Source organism: Acinetobacter sp. SwsAc4 (assembly GCF_013391535.1).
GTDB lineage: Bacteria > Pseudomonadota > Gammaproteobacteria > Pseudomonadales > Moraxellaceae > Acinetobacter.
This window is the reverse complement of record NZ_JACAXC010000020.1, coordinates 19214-37704: the sequence shown is the minus strand read 5'-3', so window position 1 is coordinate 37704 and position 18491 is coordinate 19214. Positions and strand designations below refer to the sequence as shown.

General features: G+C 38.8%; 15 protein-coding genes and 2 tRNA genes. 14 read left to right on the top strand and 3 right to left on the bottom strand.

What is annotated here, in order from left to right; translation table 11 throughout:
• Window positions 1-137: 137 nt before the first annotated feature.
• The 7 genes from HYG88_RS10470 (at window position 138) to HYG88_RS15295 (ending at window position 7264) form a co-directional block, all read left to right on the top strand.
• Complete coding sequence (locus HYG88_RS10470; RefSeq protein WP_178883063.1) at window positions 138-2243, top strand: carbon starvation CstA family protein; 2106 nt, start codon at window positions 138-140, stop codon at window positions 2241-2243.
• Window positions 2240-2545: a YbdD/YjiX family protein gene (locus HYG88_RS10465; protein WP_171287512.1), complete on the top strand. Its 306-nt coding sequence runs from the start codon at window positions 2240-2242 to the stop codon at window positions 2543-2545. The genes HYG88_RS10470 and HYG88_RS10465 overlap by 4 nt, the downstream gene beginning before the upstream one ends.
• Window positions 2546-2623: 78 nt before the next feature.
• Window positions 2624-3583, top strand: coding sequence for a MoxR family ATPase (locus HYG88_RS10460; RefSeq protein ID WP_178883062.1), 960 nt, complete (start codon window positions 2624-2626; stop codon window positions 3581-3583).
• A gap of 13 nt (window positions 3584-3596) precedes the next feature.
• On the top strand, window positions 3597-4499 hold the full coding sequence (locus HYG88_RS10455) for a DUF58 domain-containing protein (protein WP_178883061.1): 903 nt from the start codon (window positions 3597-3599) through the stop codon (window positions 4497-4499).
• Window positions 4500-4503: 4 nt separating this feature from the next.
• Window positions 4504-6492 carry a DUF3488 and transglutaminase-like domain-containing protein gene (locus tag HYG88_RS10450; protein WP_178883060.1) on the top strand — a complete coding sequence of 663 codons (1989 nt, stop codon included), beginning with the start codon at window positions 4504-4506 and terminating at the stop codon, window positions 6490-6492.
• 34 nt (window positions 6493-6526) lie between these two features.
• A tRNA-Val gene (locus HYG88_RS10445) sits at window positions 6527-6603 on the top strand.
• A 427-nt stretch (window positions 6604-7030) separates the two neighbouring features.
• Window positions 7031-7264, top strand: coding sequence for a hypothetical protein (locus HYG88_RS15295; RefSeq protein WP_005159364.1), 234 nt, complete (start codon window positions 7031-7033; stop codon window positions 7262-7264).
• A 52-nt stretch (window positions 7265-7316) separates the two neighbouring features.
• On the opposite strand, the gene HYG88_RS10440 is transcribed toward HYG88_RS15295, so the two are convergent.
• Complete coding sequence (locus HYG88_RS10440; RefSeq protein WP_005159368.1) at window positions 7317-8000, bottom strand: pirin family protein; 684 nt, start codon at window positions 7998-8000, stop codon at window positions 7317-7319.
• 193 nt (window positions 8001-8193) lie between these two features.
• Window positions 8194-9537, bottom strand: a complete 1344-nt coding sequence (gene argG, locus HYG88_RS10435) for an argininosuccinate synthase (protein WP_005159370.1) — start codon at window positions 9535-9537, stop codon at window positions 8194-8196.
• A 291-nt stretch (window positions 9538-9828) separates the two neighbouring features.
• Here argG and HYG88_RS10430 point away from each other — a divergent pair, with 291 nt between their 5' ends.
• Both HYG88_RS10430 and HYG88_RS10425 read left to right on the top strand, forming a co-directional pair.
• Window positions 9829-11859 carry an FAD-dependent oxidoreductase gene (locus tag HYG88_RS10430; protein ID WP_005159371.1) on the top strand — a complete coding sequence of 677 codons (2031 nt, stop codon included), beginning with the start codon at window positions 9829-9831 and terminating at the stop codon, window positions 11857-11859.
• Window positions 11860-11945: 86 nt separating this feature from the next.
• Window positions 11946-12035: transfer RNA gene (locus tag HYG88_RS10425), tRNA-Ser, on the top strand.
• Window positions 12036-12246: 211 nt separating this feature from the next.
• On the opposite strand, the gene HYG88_RS10420 is transcribed toward HYG88_RS10425, so the two are convergent.
• Window positions 12247-13263 carry a hypothetical protein gene (locus HYG88_RS10420; protein ID WP_005159372.1) on the bottom strand — a complete coding sequence of 339 codons (1017 nt, stop codon included), beginning with the start codon at window positions 13261-13263 and terminating at the stop codon, window positions 12247-12249.
• 332 nt (window positions 13264-13595) lie between these two features.
• On the opposite strand from HYG88_RS10420, the gene HYG88_RS10415 reads away from it, so the two are divergent.
• The 5 genes from HYG88_RS10415 to HYG88_RS10395 all read left to right on the top strand — a co-directional run bounded on the left by HYG88_RS10415 (window position 13596) and on the right by HYG88_RS10395 (window position 18462).
• Window positions 13596-13928 carry a hypothetical protein gene (locus HYG88_RS10415; RefSeq protein ID WP_005159373.1) on the top strand — a complete coding sequence of 111 codons (333 nt, stop codon included), beginning with the start codon at window positions 13596-13598 and terminating at the stop codon, window positions 13926-13928.
• Window positions 13929-14217: 289 nt separating this feature from the next.
• Window positions 14218-14484, top strand: a complete 267-nt coding sequence (locus tag HYG88_RS10410; RefSeq protein ID WP_005159374.1) for an AlpA family transcriptional regulator — start codon at window positions 14218-14220, stop codon at window positions 14482-14484.
• 358 nt (window positions 14485-14842) lie between these two features.
• Window positions 14843-15949, top strand: coding sequence for an inovirus-type Gp2 protein (locus HYG88_RS10405; RefSeq protein WP_143225214.1), 1107 nt, complete (start codon window positions 14843-14845; stop codon window positions 15947-15949).
• 142 nt (window positions 15950-16091) lie between these two features.
• Window positions 16092-17141: a DUF932 domain-containing protein gene (locus HYG88_RS10400; protein ID WP_005159381.1), complete on the top strand. Its 1050-nt coding sequence runs from the start codon at window positions 16092-16094 to the stop codon at window positions 17139-17141.
• Between the two features lie 178 nt (window positions 17142-17319).
• The gene (locus tag HYG88_RS10395) at window positions 17320-18462 is read left to right on the top strand and encodes a YqaJ viral recombinase family protein (RefSeq protein ID WP_005159383.1); all 1143 of its coding nucleotides are present in this window, start codon (window positions 17320-17322) and stop codon (window positions 18460-18462) included.
• Window positions 18463-18491: the final 29 nt, after the last annotated feature.

The following is an 18491-nucleotide window of genomic DNA, read 5'->3' as shown; positions in this document are numbered from 1 at the left end:
ACAATCATCCCTTTTTTTATGCCAAAGTATTAGATAAATCATTTTTAATAACAGATAAACTTACAAAGATATTTCTTCTAAAGAAAACATAGGAAGGGAAATCCAAAACTACAGCTTATGTATTTGAGAGGTTCTGAATGGAGACAGTACAAGCAAAGTCGACGCTATCCTCAAAAATTCTGTGGAGTTTAGTTGCCATCATTGGTGCAATTTCATTTGGAATTTTGGCGGTAAGTCGTGGAGAGCATGTCAATGCAGTTTGGCTCGTTCTTGCCGCGGTTTGTGTTTATAGCATTGCATATCGGTTCTACAGTTTATTTATTGCAACAAAAGTCTTTGAATTAAATTCTAAACGCTTAACACCAGCACATCGTTTGAATGATGGTCTGGATTATGTGCCCACTAATAAATACGTTTTATTTGGACATCATTTCGCTGCTATCGCAGGTGCAGGGCCTTTGGTTGGGCCAATTCTTGCAGCGCAAATGGGTTACTTACCAGGAACCATTTGGCTTTTGGTCGGTGTGGTGATTGCAGGCGCGGTACAAGATTTTCTTGTGCTATTTATCTCAACTCGGCGTGATGGTCGGTCTTTGGGTGAAATGGCAAAACAGGAGTTAGGTACTTTCGCAGGTGTTATTGTGATGTTGGGTACGCTCGGTGTCATGATTATTATTCTTGCGGTATTGGCTTTAGTTGTTGTAAAAGCGCTGGCCCATAGCCCGTGGGGGGTGTTCAGTATCGCAGCAACCATCCCAATTGCATTATTCATGGGCATATACATGCGTTATCTACGCCCAGGGAAAATTGCTGAGGTTTCGATCATTGGCTTTGTGCTAATGATGGCGGCGATTGTCTTTGGTGGTGATGTAGCAAAAGACCCTTACTGGGGGCAATTGTTCACCTTAACTGGAACTCAACTAACTTGGGCACTCATCATTTATGGCTTTATTGCGTCAGTATTGCCTGTGTGGTTATTGTTAGCGCCTCGTGACTATTTATCAACCTTCCTTAAAATTGGTGTAATTGCAGGTCTGGCGATTGGAATTATCTTTGCAATGCCTGAACTCAAAATGCCTGCGGTAACTCATTTTGTTGATGGTACAGGTCCTGTATTTGCAGGCAGTTTATTTCCTTTTCTATTTATTACCATTGCCTGTGGTGCGATTTCAGGTTTCCATGCGCTAGTTTCTTCAGGAACAACTCCAAAATTGGTCGATAACGAAGTCAATATTCGTATGATCGGTTATGGCGGCATGTTGATGGAATCATTTGTCGGTATCATGGCAATGATCTGCGCAACCGTACTTGATCCAGGGATTTATTTTGCGATTAATGCACCAGCGGCAGTTCTGGGTACAACGGTAGATACTGCTGCGGAAGCGGTGCGTAATCTAGGTTTTATCGTTACACCTGAGATGCTGACTGTGCTTGCTCAGGAGGTTGGTGAAAGTTCAATCCTTTCTCGTACTGGTGGAGCGCCGACTTTTGCGATTGGTATGGCTCATATCATTTCGGAAATTTTCAATAGTCGTGCAATGATGGCATTTTGGTATCACTTTGCCATTTTATTTGAAGCATTATTTATTTTAACTGCAGTGGATGCGGGAACACGTGCTTGTCGCTTCATGGTACAGGATACCGTTGGGATTGTTGTGCCTGCAGTAAAACAATCAGGTTCATTCTTTGGAAATTTGGTTGGGACGTCTGTGGCAGTTGCAGGTTGGGGCTTCTTCGTTTATCAAGGCGTAGTGGACCCTCTTGGTGGCATTAATTCTTTATGGCCATTATTTGGAATTGGAAATCAAATTCTCGCTTCAATGGCATTGATCTTGGGTACAGTTATTTTATTCAAGATGAAGAAAGAGAAGTATGTTTGGGTAACGATTGTTCCAACGATTTTCCTATTTATTACTTCTATGACGGCGGGTTGGCAAAAGATTTTTCACGAAAATCCGAAGATTGGCTTCCTTGCTCAAGCGAATCGTTTCTCTGATGCAATTGCACGTGGTGATGTACTTGCACCTGCGAAGTCAGTTGCTGAGATGCAGACGATTGTGTTGTCGAATCAGATTAATGCAGTACTTTGTGGATTCTTTATGATTGTTGCAATTGTTATGATTATTGCATCAATCGGAATTATTCGTCGTGCTTTACAAAGCCCTGTCCCAACAGTAAATGAAGCACCTGCCGTATTTACTGAAACTGCAATGACAGCAGAAACAGTGAAGGGAGAGTCGTGATGGATTTTAAAATTGCTAGGCAAGGAAGTGCTGTGATTGTGAAAATCATTAAGTTCACGATCATGTCGCAAAAACACCTGATCTTTTCGCCCAAAAACTGGTCTCGTATTGCAACTTTATGGCAAAACTTGCAAAAAAGTTTTCGTTTGATGGTGGGTGTGCCTGATTATGAAAATTACGTAAAGCACATGCAAGCGCATCATCCAGATTTAACGCCAATGGATGCTAAGACTTTTTATCGTCATTGTATCGATGCGCGTTATCCATCATCAGGTGGGAATTTGAAAAAATGTCCTTGCTAGAAGTCATTTGATTTCTTTGAAAAAAAACTAAAACAGTGTATGTTGAATCATGCACTGTTTTAGTTTGAGGATTACGTTATGTGGGGCATGGAAAAAGCTTCTATTCAAGAAAAACAACAAAAAAATCAAGAAGTAGAGCAAAATATTAAAAATTTTACTCAGAAAATAGAACGTTTTTTGGTTGAAGTGAATCAACTTATTTTAGATAAACCACAACAAACTAAATTAGCGCTGACCTGTTTATTGGCAGGTGGCCATGTATTGTTTGAAGATTTACCAGGATTGGGTAAAACGACTCTAGCTAGTGCCTTAGCTCGTCTAGCAGGGCTGCATTTTCAGCGGATTCAATTTACCAATGACATGTTGGCGAGTGATGTCATTGGGATCAATATTTTTAATCAAAAAGAACATTTATTTGAGTTCAAGAAAGGTCCAATTTTTACTCAGATTTTATTGGCAGATGAGATTAATCGTTGTAGTCCAAAAACACAGAGCGCATTACTTGAAGCTATGGAAGAAGGTGCGGTCACTGTTGATGGAACACATTATGACTTACCGCAACCATTTTGGGTGCTGGCAACGCAGAATCCGTTATTTCAAAGTGGAACTTATGCTTTGCCTGAGTCACAACTTGACCGTTTCTTGATGCGTTTATCGCTCGGTTATCCGTCTCGTCAAGCTGAAAAACTACTGTTACAACAAAGCTCACGTCAGGTTTTAATTCATCAATTAGAAGCGGTATTTACGCACGTTGATATTTTGGAATTACGTGAATTAGCAAAACAGGTTTTTCTAAGTGATGCTGTACTCAATTATATTTTAGATTTGGCTGCTGAAACACGTAAACAACGGCATGGCTTATCAACACGTGGAGTATTGGCATTAAAAGCTGCTGCACAAGCTTATGCACTGGTTGAAGGTCGCAGTTTTGTGACTACTGATGATGTGCAAACCATTTTTGTTGCCGTGGTTGCTCATCGTTTAAGTTTAGGCGAAATAGAGGTAAAACAAATTTTGCAATCGGTTGATGTCTTATAGTTGAGATTGGCTTATGCAAAGGATTCAGCAGTGGATTGCGAAACGCTTTCAGGTTAATGGGACTAAAACCCTGTTACAGAAAGATGTTTTGGTTTTTATTTATAAGCAGGGTTTTCTATATCTCATTCTGATTCTAATTACCTTTATTGCAGGGATTAACTATGCAAATAATTTGATTTTAGGTTTTTGTTTTCTAATCAGTGCAATTTTATGGATTAATTTTTATCTCACATTCAAACAATTGCATGTTTTACAAATTGATCTGATTGCAGCTGAAGTTGGGCAAGTCGATCAGCCTTTCATTTTAAAACTTCGCTTTAATCAGCCATCGGTAATGACCCGATATTTACGTATTCAATGGCTGCAACAAGAACAATTAATTTATTTAGATCAGCAACAACAGACCTTCGAACTGGCTTTTTTTCCGAAGCAGCGTGGTTTATTTGAATTTGGTGCGATGAAAATTTATTCGACCTATCCTTTAGGTTTGGTGCGAGCGTGGACTTATTTATATCCAAAACAAAAAGTGTGGATTGCACCTAAAGCGCATGATTGGCAAAAAGAACATAAAAATCAACCAACCAATGCGAACGATAGTTTAGATGAATTTAAGGAGCTTAGGGCCTTTCAACAAGGCGATTCTTATCAAAATGTGGCATGGAAGCAAGTTGCTCGAGGACAGGGCTTTTTTATCAAAATGTTTGAGGCTCAAACAAATCATCAACATTTAGAAATTGATTATCAAAAAATCCCTGCACAAAGTCATGAGGAAAAATTAAGCTTTATGATGGGATTAATTGAGAAATGTGAACAACTTGGTCATGATTATGCATTGATACTGCCACATGCAAGATTAGAAAGTGGTCAGGGGCAGATGCAGCTTCTTCAAGCAAAACTTCTACTTGCACAGGCCTAAGATTATGACCAAACAAATCTATTTTTGCATTTTAGCTGTATTGGCATTTGTATTAATTGGGCAAGTGGCTTTTATTCCTGTGACATTGAGTGGGTTGTGGGGCGTTATTTGGCTTATATTGGTATGGCGATATAGCAAACAAAAAATTTCACCATTTCCACGCTTATTTTTAGTTTTTTTCTCTTTATTATCTTTGGGTCTTATTTATTTAAATTATCAAACTTTACTGGGAGTAGAAGCTGGAGTCACATTTTTAAGTACGTGTTTATTTGCGAAAAGTTTGGAAGCCAAGAATACTCGTGATTTATTGATTGTATTTAACTTTGCCTTATTCGTCAGTGCCAGTTTATTGTTACATAGTCAGGCATTCTGGATGGCTGTCCTTGTTTTTTCAGCATTTGTGATATGTTTGATGGGGTTGTATCGGATTCAAACTGGTCTATTTAACCAGCATCAATTATTATCCAATCAGTTAAAAAATGATGTTAAACAAATTCTAAAGTTTGTCGGGATTGCGACACCGTTCTTTATTATATTATTTATTTTCTTTCCTCGGTTGCCACCTCTTTGGGCAATTCCTATTCAAAAGAATCAAGCCACTACTGGGATTAGCGATCGTATGTCTCCAGGAGACATTGCACAACTATCACAATCATCGGCTTTGGCTTTTCGTGTTGTTGCAGATATGAGACAACTACCAGATAGACAGGAGCTTTACTGGCGTGCTTTGGTTTTGGATGAGTATGATGGTACAACATGGACCAGTAGTTTTTATAATCAACAGATTAAAAGCGTAACTTCAAATTCTCAAGGAGTTGCCTATCAATACTTAGCTGCTGATGAACAGGCAAATTGGATCATGGGGTTGGAATATTCCATTCCACAAGAACGTTATTTACAACTGTATCAAGATGATAGTATACGCCCATCTAAACTTATTAAACGTAATCAACCTATCCAAATGTTTTGGTTGGGGCGTACATCAACATCTTCTACTTTGTTATCATCACGTCAAATTGAATTTAATACTCGATTTGATCATGATCGTGATCAAAAAGCACAGCAATTAGCCCATCAACTGTTTGAACAAAGTCAGAAACAGCCTGAGAAATATATTAAAAAGGTGCTGAATTGGTATGGAGACCATAACTTCGTTTATACCTTGGCACCAGGTACACTTGGCAGTGATCGTATAGATCAATTTTTATTTTATAGTCGAAAAGGTTTTTGTGAGCATTATGCCTCTAGTTTTGTGATGTTAATGCGTTATGTTGGAATTCCTGCAAGAGTTGTCACAGGTTATCAGGGTGGGCAGTTTGCATTAGATAGAGAAAGTTGGGAAGTACGCCAACTTGATGCACATGCTTGGAGTGAAGTGTATCTAGATGGTGAATGGCAAAGAATTGACCCTACAGCAATCATTGCACCACAACGTATAGATTCAGGAATGCAAGATTATTTAAGTCAATATCAAAACATCTGGGGGAATGGGGGAAGTCATTCATGGCAACTACAGCAATTTAAATTTTTAACAAATATACGTATTTGGAGCGATTATTTAAGCTATCAATGGCAAGCTAAAGTTGTAGGCTATGATGCGGATAAACAAAAAAATTGGTTATCTAAGCTAGGCTTTAATTCGAGCTATAGTTATGCATTTTTATTAATTATTGCTATTGCCGCGATTTTGTTTATTTACATTGGTGTCTATTGGTGGAGGAATCTAAGTCAAAAAGAGAATTATGAAAGAGCAGTATTATCATTCCAAAAGCAATTGCCTAAACATTTGCATAAAAGATCAGAGGAAACATTTCAAGTTTGGATGCAGCGTTTATCAAGTGTAGATAGTGATCAAAAATCATTTCATCAAGTAGTTGTGTTATATCAAAAAATTGTGTTTTTAGAACAGAATACTCAGCAAAATATTCAAGAATTTAAGAAACTGCTTAAAGTCTGTGCTATCGCAATTAAACAATCTCAAAAAAACTTGTGAAGCTGATTAAAAATGAATATTATGCTCTCATTCTAGGTGTATAGCTCAGTTGGTTAGAGCGCTACGTTGACATCGTAGAGGTCTCCAGTTCGAGTCTGGATATACCTACCAAGATTTTAATAAAAAAGCCCTAAGTTTATAAAATTTAGGGCTTTTTTATTAATACCACAAATATTTGCTTAGAAGAATAACTCGGTAACTGGGTTGAATTGCAATTTAGAATGAGTTTCTTATACTAATTATACTTGAACAATTTTTATCAGATATTAGAATCTTGACTCAGCCTGATATTGGTGCTAATTTAATCAATAAAGAAGTCATATACTATTTGGGATTTAAGAGAAATCTTGCCTAAATGAACAAAGATATGATGACCTGAATACACAGCTAACAACGAACGAAACAATTCTGATTGTTTTTAAAAATGTTCAAGGTTGTAGAAAAGCCCGTTAATCGGGCTTTTTTAATGCCCATTATTTTTAAAGCAAATTTACGCTATAGTTTGTCATAAGGATTAGGATAGCGATAGGGAATTGTGATGCTGATATTTATGATTATAGTGATTGTTATTAGTTTGATTTTATTGTTCTTTTTTGCCAAGAAAACTGATCCTACACAAGATAATTTTGATTATAGCCAGCCATATTCATCAACAACCTCCTCATATGATTCTTCTCAAAATAATGATTTCAGACGTTCTGATGAATGTAGCTCAAATGATGATTCGAGCTCAGACTCAAGTAGTTGTGATAATAGCAGCAATAATGATTAGAAAAAGCTTGTACCCCATGAGGGGCAAGGGGTACAAGATAAACTGAGTTTAATTAAGGTAGATCAAACCAAATCATTTGGCTGTCTTGCAATGCAGTAATGGTTGCAGTTTCATCGAATACTAAAGCATCACCTGCTTTAACCAAATGATCGGCGATCATCACTTCACCTGAAATCACATGCACGTAGTTCACTTTTTTTTGTGCTGTAATTTCTAAATGTTGATCTTTTTCAATGACAGCAGTTTTCACTTCCGCATTTTGACGAATCGACATTGGCGCAGATGTATCACCAGCAATCAAATGCCATTGGTTTGGATGGTCTTTTGGATTCAGCTGAATTTGCTGATAGGTTGGTTCGGCATCTTGCACATTCGGTTGAATCCAAATCTGTAATAGATGCACCGCTTTATCATGCTTGTTCATTTCACTGTGGGTGACCCCAGTTCCAGCACTCATCAATTGCCATTCACCCGCATTGATCTGACCTTCATTGCCCATACTGTCTTTATGGGAAATAGTGCCATCAAGTACGCAGGTTAGGATTTCCATGTTGTCATGGGGATGAGTACCGAAACCATTATGTGCAGCAACTGTATCATCATTGATCACGCGAAGGGCACTGACACCCATATATTTCGGGTTGTACCAGCTACCAAATGAAAAGCTATGGTAGGTGTCTAACCAACCTGCTTTGACATGACCACGATTTTCACTACGATGTAGATAAGCATTCATCTTTCATCTCCCAATTATTATGTTTTGCTTAATGACTATATTATTGATTCATAATGAAGATAAATAGTCTTTAATTGCGACATATTGTTCTATAAATGAAATGATTGAGTATTTAACTTTTTATTTCAAATAATAAAAAAGGCTGAATCAAACATTCAGCCTTTTTAAGTGGGCAAATTAATTTACCCATCTTTTATTTTGATTTATTTTCTAGCTGTGGAATTGCAGAACCTTGGCCAACAGCAAGTAAACCCGTTTTAGTATAGATACCGAGTTTTGCACGGGTATCGGTAATGTCGAGGTTACGCATAGTTAACTGACCGATACGATCCATTGGTGTAAACATCGAATCACCTTTCTCCATGGTCAAACGCTCAGCTTCATAGGTGAGGTTTGGAGATTCAGTGTTCATGATGGTGTAGTCATTACCACGACGTAATTCTAAAGTCACTGTACCTGTAATCGCTTTAGCAACCCAACGTTGTGAAGTTTCACGTAGCATTAATGCTTGTGAATCGAACCAACGACCTTGGTAAAGTAGGCGACCTAAACGTAAACCGTTAATACGGTATTGTTCAATCGTATCTTCGTTATGAATACCAGTCACTAAGCGCTCGTAAGCGATATGTAATAAAGCCATACCTGGTGCTTCATAGATACCACGAGATTTCGCTTCGATGATACGGTTTTCAATTTGGTCAGACATACCAAGACCATGACGACCACCGATACGGTTAGCTTCTAAGATCAGCTCAACAGGATCTTCAATACGCTGGCCATTTAATGCAACAGGGAAACCTTCTTCAAAAGTAATTGATACTTCTTCTGCATCAATTTTTACATCTTCTTTCCAGAAAGCAACGCCCATAATTGGGTCTACGATTTTGATACCTGCATTGAGGTATTCTAAATCCTTAGCTTCGTGAGTAGCACCCAACATATTAGAGTCAGTTGAATACGCTTTTTCCTTTGACATTTTATAGTCAAAACCGTTGTCGATTAAGAATTGTGACATTTCCGCACGACCGCCTAACTCATCAATAAAGGTTTGGTCTAACCACGGCTTATAAATTTTAAGCGCTGGGTTGGTCAATAAACCATAACGATAGAAACGTTCAATATCGTTGCCTTTATAAGTTGAACCATCGCCCCAGATGTTGACGTCGTCTTCTTTCATCGCCGTTACAAGCATCGTACCTGTTACTGCACGACCCAAAGGTGTGGTATTGAAATAAGGAACACCGCCAGTACTAATGTGGAATGCGCCACATTGAATTGCTGCAATACCTTCAAGCGCAAGTTGTAAACGACAATCGATTAATCGAGCTTTGACTGCGCCGTATTGTTCAGCTTTCTTTGGAATTGCATCATAGTCATCTTCATCAGGTTGACCCAAGTTTGCAGTATAAGCATAAGGCTCTGCGCCTTTTTGCTTCATCCACAATAAAGCTGCTGAAGTATCGAGACCACCAGAAAAGGCAATCCCAACTTTTTTGCCTACAGGTACGTGCTGCAAGATAGTTGCATTATCAGTCATTGCTTATCCTAACTTTTATGAGTAAAGACTCCGAATAGGTAGTCTTGAGAATAAAAAATCGGAATTATTGTAACACTTTTCATAGAGCTTGTTTTCCTGAAAGAAAAACTAAGTAGAAAAATTATGTTCTAATATATTTGATTTTGGTTTTTTAGATTGGAAATCAAAATAGTTACATTACTTTTGACTTTAGTGTCAGCATTTTCTTGAAAAGAGTCATAAACACATATAAAAATTCAGTTAAAGTACTATGCAACAAGTTGCAAAGCCAATAAATACAGAAGGAATATCATGACTAGCTATGCAAATATTTTAAAGCCATTACATCTCGGATTTACGACCATTAAAAACCGTGTGGTCATGGGGTCGATGCATTCAGGCTTGGAGGATCGTTTTTTTAATTATCCTAAACTTGCTGCTTATTTTGGTGAACGTGCCAAAGGTGGGGTTGGCTTAATCATCACAGGTGGGATTTCACCCAACCGTCAAGGCTGGTTATTACCTGCGGGCGGTACCATGAACAGTCTGGCAGATATTCCTCATCACCGTCTGGTTACACATGCTGTGCATAAGCATGGCGCAAAAATCCTGATGCAAATCCTGCATTCAGGTCGTTATGGTTATCATCCATTTTCGGTTTCTTCATCCCCAATTCAGGCACCTATTAATCCTTTTAAACCGCGTCAAATGTCGGATGCCCAGATTTTGGCAACTATTGAAGATTATGCCCGTTGTGCAAGTCTGGCAAAAAAGGCAGGCTATGATGGTGTGGAAATTATGGGTTCTGAGGGTTATTTAATCAATCAGTTCCTGAGCAGTCATGTCAACAAGCGTACAGACCGTTGGGGTGGCGATATTGAAAACCGTATGCGTTTTCCCGTGGAAATCGTCAAGGCGATTCGTGCCAAAGTTGGTGAAAAATTCATTATTTGTTTCCGCCTGTCCATGCTTGATTTAGTGCATGATGGCAACACCATGCAGGAAGTGATCGTAGTAGCAAAGGCACTTGAAAAAGCAGGCGTGACTTTATTAAATACAGGGATTGGCTGGCATGAAGCACGTATCCCAACGATTGTCACTTCTGTACCTCGTGCTGCATTTGTGGATTATACCGCCGAAGTTAAACAGCATGTTTCAGTACCAGTGATTGCGTCAAACCGTATCAATATGCCAGATGTTGCTGAAGAGATTGTTGCTTCAGGACAGGCGGATATGGTGCAAATGGCACGACCATTCCTCGCTGATCCATACTGGGTCAATAAAACTGCAACCAACCGTGTGGATGAAATTAATACCTGTATCGCTTGTAATCAGGCGTGTTTGGATCATGCCTTTAAAAATGAGCGTGTCTCTTGTTTAGTCAATCCACAGGCATGTTTTGAAACAGAACTGGTTTATATCAAAACCAAGAAACCAAAACGTGTTGCGGTTGTGGGTGGTGGTGTTGCAGGCATGTCGGCTGCAACAGTGGCGGCAAGTCGTGGTCATGCCGTAACCTTGTTTGAAGCCAATAATGATGTGGGCGGTCAGTTTAATCTAGCAAAAGTTGTTCCTGGAAAAGAAGAATTTCATGAAACCATTCGTTATTTTAAAGTTCAACTCAAACAGACAGGTGTGGATGTTCGCTTAAATACTAAGGTCAATCGTGAACAGTTGGAACGTGAAGGCTTTGATGAAGTGGTGATTGCAACAGGCGTAGTGCCACGCGCCTTAAAAATTCAGGGTAGTGACGCACCACAAGTCTTGTCTTATGCAGAAGTACTAAAAGGCGCTAAGGTTGGTCATAAGGTTGCTGTGATTGGTGCAGGTGGTATTGGTTTTGATGTGTCAGAGTTTTTACTAAAACCACCCCATCAACCACAGCCACAACCATTGGCAGAATGGCAACGCGAATGGGGCGTTGATCCAAACCCTAATTATATTTCTGAAGGCGGTGTACAACGTCCAGAAGTTGAAATGCCTGTACGTCAGATTTATTTATTGCAACGTAAAACAACGCCGTTGGGTATTGGCTTAGGTAAGACTTCAGGCTGGGTACATCGTGCACAATTGAAAAAGCATGCTGTTCGTATGCTTCGTGGTGTGCAATATAAGGCTGTAACTGACGAAGGCTTATGGGTTGAGCATAATGGCCATGACCAGTTATTGCGTGTGGATACCATTGTGGTGTGTGCAGGTCAGGAATCAGTAAAAGATTTAGTACCGTATGAGAATGAAACCACATTGGCAAAATATCATGTGATTGGTGGTGCAAAGTTAGCAGGTGAGCTGGATGCCAAGCGTGCAATCCGCGAAGGGGCAGAATTGGCCGCTAAACTCTAATAATTGATGAAACATTATGCATTTAAATACATTGCAGTTAAATTTCTCTTGAATAAAGAGGGCAAGCTTTGTATTCTTACGCACATGGAAGCGTGGCAGAGCGGTTTAATGCACCGGTCTTGAAAACCGACGAGGGTGTGAGTCCTCCGTGAGTTCGAATCTCACCGCTTCCGCCAAATATCTAAATAAGCCCTTGTTTTTACAAGGGCTTATTTTTTATCTATGTGTTTACCCCTCAACCTACCCCTCATCAAACTTTGGATTGAGTCGAATGATTTAGTACTCCATAGGATACGAACAATGAGTAATGATCTGTACTTTCAGTGTAAGCTTTAAAGATCATAGCGTAATAAAGAAAGCCAAATTTCATACCTATTTTCGGTAATATTAGGATATATAGTTATCAACATCATCTACAGTTTTAGGTTGGAGTGTTGAGACGGGCTTTTTTGGTGGTTGAGATGTTTCATTCTTTTTTGCGATTTTTTTCCTGTTATCTACTGGTCTTTTGTCAAAGTTTCTTTTATTCCATGTACTTTGTATTTTTTCTAAAACCTTATAATATGCTTTTGAATCAATAAAAAACCAAAAGTTTAATTGTAAAAGCACCAGTTCTTTTTTTTCTTCTAATGTTACTGGTGTATAGGGAAACTGTGTTTTTTTATCAAGGTAATTGTATAGCCATTCAACAAAGGTCTTATTTGATATTTTCTTGTTGATAATAGTACGTGATATTTTTTGTATATCATCATAATCTTTTATTAATAATACTATTGCGACTAGTTTAATAGGTTTTAAAAAATCATCTCTATATCTATTATTAAAATCTAAGATAATTTTTTTATTAGCTTGAATAATTGGGTTTTTAAATACTTCCTTACTTGGGAGTGAAGGAAGAATTTTATAAAGATCATGCTCATATTCATGTTTTTCAGAAAGCTCATGGTCATATTCATGTTTTTGGGAAAGAAAAGCACTTATTTCTGACCGAATTTCATTTAAATCATCTCTATTATTTTTAATAGTAGTTAAATAAAAATTAGCAAAATTTTTATCATTATTTATTAGGGTTAATAATCTTTTTAATTCTAGGTTAAATACAATATCAACCTCCAATTTCATATACTCAATCAACTTTTGGAAAAAAAATTCTCGGTCCAATTCGGTTGATATATTTTGATGAATTAACCTTGTGAGGTTTGTTATTGTAATTTGTCTGACTTCTTTAAGAGAGGTTAGATTTTCTAGTTCTATCAGTATTTCTTCAAAATCTCTAATTGAGTAGCGACCTATGATGCGTTCTGCATGGCGGATTAGATGACCATGAATCCAAATGTTCATGACAGGATCATAGCTGTTGAGTTTCTTCTTGAACTGCTCTGAATAAGATGGTTTGGTCGTCATTTTTATATTTCTATACAGTGTCTAAATTGCTAATAGAGTAGTAAGAATTTTTTAAGAAAATGGTATGAAATTGGTTAGAGTAGCGTAACTTTTAAGTAAGAAATGAGTAAGAATTTATCTGATCTAGCACTGGTTAAACATGGGATTTTCCCACTATTTAGATACTTTAAGCTGAAAATTTTTCTATTAACAGTATTTTATAAGCTCTTATGTCAGAAAAGTCAATGTGTGCTTATCTACTATAATTGGTTAAGAGAGATTCCAGATCCATTGGAATACATATCATCTCCATGAACACAATTCAGTGTTCATACTAAATAGGAGAAATGGATATGTCTACTCAATGTCCTTTGTGTCAATCGACACACATCAGTAGTAAAAATTATGGTCGTAAAATAGGAGGTACGGTAGGCACAACTGCTGGAACAGTGGGTGGTGTAACCACAGCTTTATCTACTGCTCAGGTGGGAGCAACGCTTGGTATGTTTGCAGGACCTGTTGGTTCAATCTTTGGTGCGCTTGCAGGTGCTGCAATCGGTGGTTTAGTTGGTGGAGTTGCAGGTTGTACTGCGGGTACAGCATTAGGAGAAATGGTTGATGAAAATATTCTGGATAACTTTCAGTGCCTAACGTGTGGTCATTGTTTCAACCATACAGCGCAATGATTCATATCCTTTATGCAATTCCTAGAGGATTGAACGATACTTCTATCTAATACATGACCAGCCCTTTTAGGGCTGGTCATGTTGTTATAGCCAGTTTTAAGTTTTGGTTTGAAATGCTGCTTTGGAACAAGTCATTTACCTAAGCCTACCAATCCCATGTTAAAAAATGATTCCAACGCTAGTTGTTATAGAGGAGTACGCAGAATAGAGGATTCATAACTTTCCTAATACGAATCCCACTGTTGTAGTCCTTGAAATTGAAGCAATTTAATCTCAATGGAGAACCGCTATGAACAACTTGGCAACCACACATAATATAGAGCCTGTAGCTACAGTGAAGAAGATCATCCGTTTAAAACGAGTGATTGAGCTGACAGGACTTTCACGTTCCACCATATATGATCGGATTAATCCAAAGTCCAAACGTTATGACATCAGTTTTCCAAAGTCCATCAAGCTAGGGACATCACATCTCAGTACAGGAGCGGTGGGATGGATTGAATCAGAGGTTCAGGATTGGATTCAGCAACGTATCCAAGCCAGTCAATCAGCATAGCCATCTCATTATCACTGCATAATTCAACAGCAGTATTTGATCCCCACATTCTAAATTAAAAAATCCTCCAATGTAGTGTGATGTCTAGTGGTTAAGGCTATTCTCTTTAATCAATTCATAATGTAAAAGTACCCAAAGTATTCTGGTACTTATATTATTAATATACTACTACTCTAGTTACTATAATAAGACCATCTAGTTATTCTTATGAAGTAATCTTATATCTACTTATAAGCCAGCCTGTTTATAAATCAATTATATTAAATATAGTTGATGGAATAGTTGTGTCTGATAAAAAGTAGATTTTAATAGGAAAGAGTGGGCATCACGTTACTTGGTAATAACCGAGTAAACAAACATGATTAATCTATACAAGCAAGATCTGCTAAATCAATTAAGTGATGATGAATACCAACTTTGGTGTCATGATTTGGCTGTGATTAAGCGAGTGGTTACAATGATCACATCATTCAAATCATTTGAAGAAGTATTCCTCAATACAAAGAGTTATTACATTCCTGACTATTGGAAAGACGGAAATCTAAAATATATAGATCATTACCAGCCCTATAGAAATTTGGCAGACTTAGCTGATAATTTTCTTTATGGCATCTCTGTAATGGATCGAGTTGAGAAGTATTATCCACTGGAATATTACCCCTTACACTTACGTGTGTTTATTGAGTGGATTGAGCGATATACCTTTGAACGTACGCAATATAATCCAAAAAACTTATCTAGGACTTTGGTAGAGCGATTGAATGACTGTATCTATGATATTCGTCAGGATATGAAGTCATTAAGGCATACAACTGAATTAAAAAGGATGAGAGAACAGAGTTTGCGGCAGAAAAGAAGTATGGAAAAGTACATTGATCAGCTACTGCTACGTTTTTCCCGTTTAATTGCAATAAGGGTTGACTTTGGTTATCGGGAGGATGCAGAGGCGAGCTATGAACTGATCAGCGAGCACCGTGAGAAACTGCTTCGCTATCTACGAGAAAGACATTGTGGCGATGCCTTTGCAGGCTTTATCTGGAAACTGGAATATGGGCTGAGAAAATCTTATCACCTCCACACAATCATTTTTCTGGATGGTTCCAAGGTACAGGAGAGCATTTCACATGGCAAACTGATTGGACAGCACTGGATTGATGAAATTACTGAGGGAGAGGGTGTTACCTACAACTGCAATGCCCATATGGATAAATATCAGCATTGTGGTCTAGGACGTGTGGACTATCATGATCGAAGAAAGATTGAGAATTTGAAATATGCCTGTCGTTATTTGACTAAATATGATGAATTTCTTGAATTGGTTCATTATGGTTATCAGGCAGAGCAACACTATCATCAGGATGATCCCTTGAGTCAGCAGATCACTTCCAAGCTAGGTCGTGTATTTGGGACAGCGAGACTGCCACCTTATGTTCCACAGTTGGGACGACCAAGAGCCAAGAAATAACAAATAAGCAACTTTTAGGAATAAGTCTATAGCCTTTGTGGCTATAGGCTTTAGGTCTATTAGAGTGAACTGAAAATTATTTCAGATACATATCATTGTCATGAACATTCAACAACTTGACCTTAAATTAAGGAGAACATTCATGGCACATTTAGTTGAAACAATGGCATTCGTTGGACAAACCCCTTGGCATGGTCTGGGCAATGCACTAACCCCAAACCAGCCGCTAGAGGTCTGGGCAGAGCAGGCAGGCATGGACTGGCGGATTGAATCCTCCGATGTTAGTTACATGGCACAGAACCATCGGGGGCAGAGCATTATTATGCCTTTTGAGGAGCAACGTGTACTTTATCGTTCCGATACCCATGCACCGTTATCGGTGGTGAGCCAACGCTTTCAGGAAGTACAGCCGATGGAGATATTAAATTTCTATCGTGACCTCACCGAACAATCAGGCTTTGAACTGGAAACCGCAGGGGTACTCAAAGGTGGTAAAAAGTTCTGGGCACTGGCACGAACAGGACAAAGCGCAGCTTTAAAAGGAAAAGATGTCAGTAATGGTTACATTTTATTGGCAACTGCCTGTGATGGTACATTGGCAACAACAGCTCAATTCACATCTATCCGTGTGGTGTGTAACAATACTTTGGCGATTGCACTCAAAGGACAAAACACCAGTGCAGGTGTGGTGAAAGTTCCACACAGTACCAAGTTCGATGCAGAGAAAGTCAAACAACAACTCGGTATTTCAGTTCGTGCATGGGATGAACACATGTATGAAATGAAACAACTAAGTCAGCGTAAGGTGACTCAACAAGAAGCAGCAGCCTATTTCGATGCGGTATTCAACAATACCAGTCTGAGCATTGCGGAACAGGATGAAAGCATTATTCAGTTCTATCGAAATGCAGCCATGCCAAATCAATCCAGCCCAACTAGATCAGACAATAAATCCGAACCAAACAGACGTGCCATGTCTAAAGTCATGACTATGTTTAACGGGCATGGACGAGGGGCAGAACTCAGTTCAACCAAAGATACGGCTTATGGATTACTGTGCGCCATTACTGAGTTCACCGATCACGAGCGTCGAGCCATGAGTACTGATCATCGACTCGATTCAGCATGGTTTGGGGCGGGTGCAGCCATTAAGCAACGAGGACTTGAACAAGCACTTCGAATGGTGGCTTAAAACGATTTGACTCACTGAAATTATTTTCAGTTTTATTTAAGCTTAGCCAATTAATTTAAACATACGGTAAAGCCGTAACAAGCATTGCAATTCTCATTTCGCCACATCATCCCCGATGTGGCTTTTTTTATGCCCGAAATTCAGCTTTTACGCTTTTACTCATACAGGAATATTTCTAATGAATAGCCATACTCAAATTCAAAACACACTAAATAACCCGTCATTACAACCTTATTCACCAAACCTGAATCCAACCACTCAAAACTCATCGACTCAACAGGTTGAAGTCGGAACTCGAACTAAACGTGATCGACCGAATACGCAACCACGAAAAACTAAAACCCCTGTAGCCAAACGTATTGCCAACACCAAGCAGATGAATTACCAACAATGGCTTGAAGTCAGAAAACAGGGCATTGGCAGCAGCGATGCCGCTACCGCCTGTGGATTGAATCCGTATATGTCGATGCTGGAACTGTGGATGATCAAGACAGGACGGATGCAACAAAACATCGAGGATGAAAGTGCAGGCTATGCACCTTTATATTGGGGTAAACAACTTGAACCATTAGTCGCTGAATATTACAGCATGCATACCAACAATAAGGTGCGTCGAGTCAATGCAGTGCTACAGCATCCTGATGAAGACAAACACTTTATGTTGGCGAACCTTGACTATGCCGTGGTGGGCAATGATGAAGTTCAAATCTTGGAATGTAAAACTGTAGGGGAATATGGTTCTAAGTTATGGCGAGATGGTGTGCCTTTATATGTCCTCTGCCAAGTGCAACATCAACTGGCAGTGACAGGTAAACAGGCAGCGCATATCTGTACCTTGATCTGTGGACATGAAAGTAAAATCTTTAAAGTGACCCGTAATGAAACCGTGATTCAGCATATCATTAGTGCAGAACGTCACTTCTGGCAATGTGTGGAATCGGATATTCCACCGAGTGTCGATGCTTCTGACTCAGCAGCCAAAGCCTTGCAGCAGCTTTACCCTGAGCAGATACCATTAACAGTGGAAGATCTGACTCAAAATGAACAAGCCAACTACCTATTTAACCAATTGCTTGAAGAGCGACATAAGGTTGAGCGGCACCAACAGTATTTTGATGAACTCAAACATCAACTGCAAATGATGATGAAAGAGGCAGAAAGGGCTGTGTTTGTTGGTGGTTCAGTAACATGGAAGAAAGCACAGGACTCAATCAGCCTAGATAGCAAATCACTCCTTAAGCAGCATCCTGAATATCTACAGCAGTTCCCACAAACCAAAGTGGGAACACGAAGATTTCAGATTTATCCCAACGGTGGATGACCAACAATTCTCACTGTCTATCATCATTC

Bases quoted from the DNA above. Each gene is read 5' to 3' on its own strand.
- HYG88_RS15295 (WP_005159364.1), top strand. From the start codon at position 7,031: ATGCTGATATTTATGATTATAGTGATTGTTATTAGTTTGATTTTATTG.
- HYG88_RS10395 (WP_005159383.1), top strand. From the start codon at position 17,320: ATGAATAGCCATACTCAAATTCAAAACACACTAAATAACCCGTCATTA.
- HYG88_RS10410 (WP_005159374.1), top strand. From the start codon at position 14,218: ATGAACAACTTGGCAACCACACATAATATAGAGCCTGTAGCTACAGTG.
- HYG88_RS10415 (WP_005159373.1), top strand. From the start codon at position 13,596: ATGTCTACTCAATGTCCTTTGTGTCAATCGACACACATCAGTAGTAAA.
- argG (WP_005159370.1), bottom strand. From the start codon at position 9,537: ATGACTGATAATGCAACTATCTTGCAGCACGTACCTGTAGGCAAAAAA.
- HYG88_RS10420 (WP_005159372.1), bottom strand. From the start codon at position 13,263: ATGACGACCAAACCATCTTATTCAGAGCAGTTCAAGAAGAAACTCAAC.
- HYG88_RS10455 (WP_178883061.1), top strand. From the start codon at position 3,597: ATGCAAAGGATTCAGCAGTGGATTGCGAAACGCTTTCAGGTTAATGGG.
- HYG88_RS10430 (WP_005159371.1), top strand. From the start codon at position 9,829: ATGACTAGCTATGCAAATATTTTAAAGCCATTACATCTCGGATTTACG.
- HYG88_RS10400 (WP_005159381.1), top strand. From the start codon at position 16,092: ATGGCACATTTAGTTGAAACAATGGCATTCGTTGGACAAACCCCTTGG.
- HYG88_RS10450 (WP_178883060.1), top strand. From the start codon at position 4,504: ATGACCAAACAAATCTATTTTTGCATTTTAGCTGTATTGGCATTTGTA.
- HYG88_RS10470 (WP_178883063.1), top strand. From the start codon at position 138: ATGGAGACAGTACAAGCAAAGTCGACGCTATCCTCAAAAATTCTGTGG.
- HYG88_RS10460 (WP_178883062.1), top strand. From the start codon at position 2,624: ATGTGGGGCATGGAAAAAGCTTCTATTCAAGAAAAACAACAAAAAAAT.
- HYG88_RS10405 (WP_143225214.1), top strand. From the start codon at position 14,843: ATGATTAATCTATACAAGCAAGATCTGCTAAATCAATTAAGTGATGAT.
- HYG88_RS10440 (WP_005159368.1), bottom strand. From the start codon at position 8,000: ATGAATGCTTATCTACATCGTAGTGAAAATCGTGGTCATGTCAAAGCA.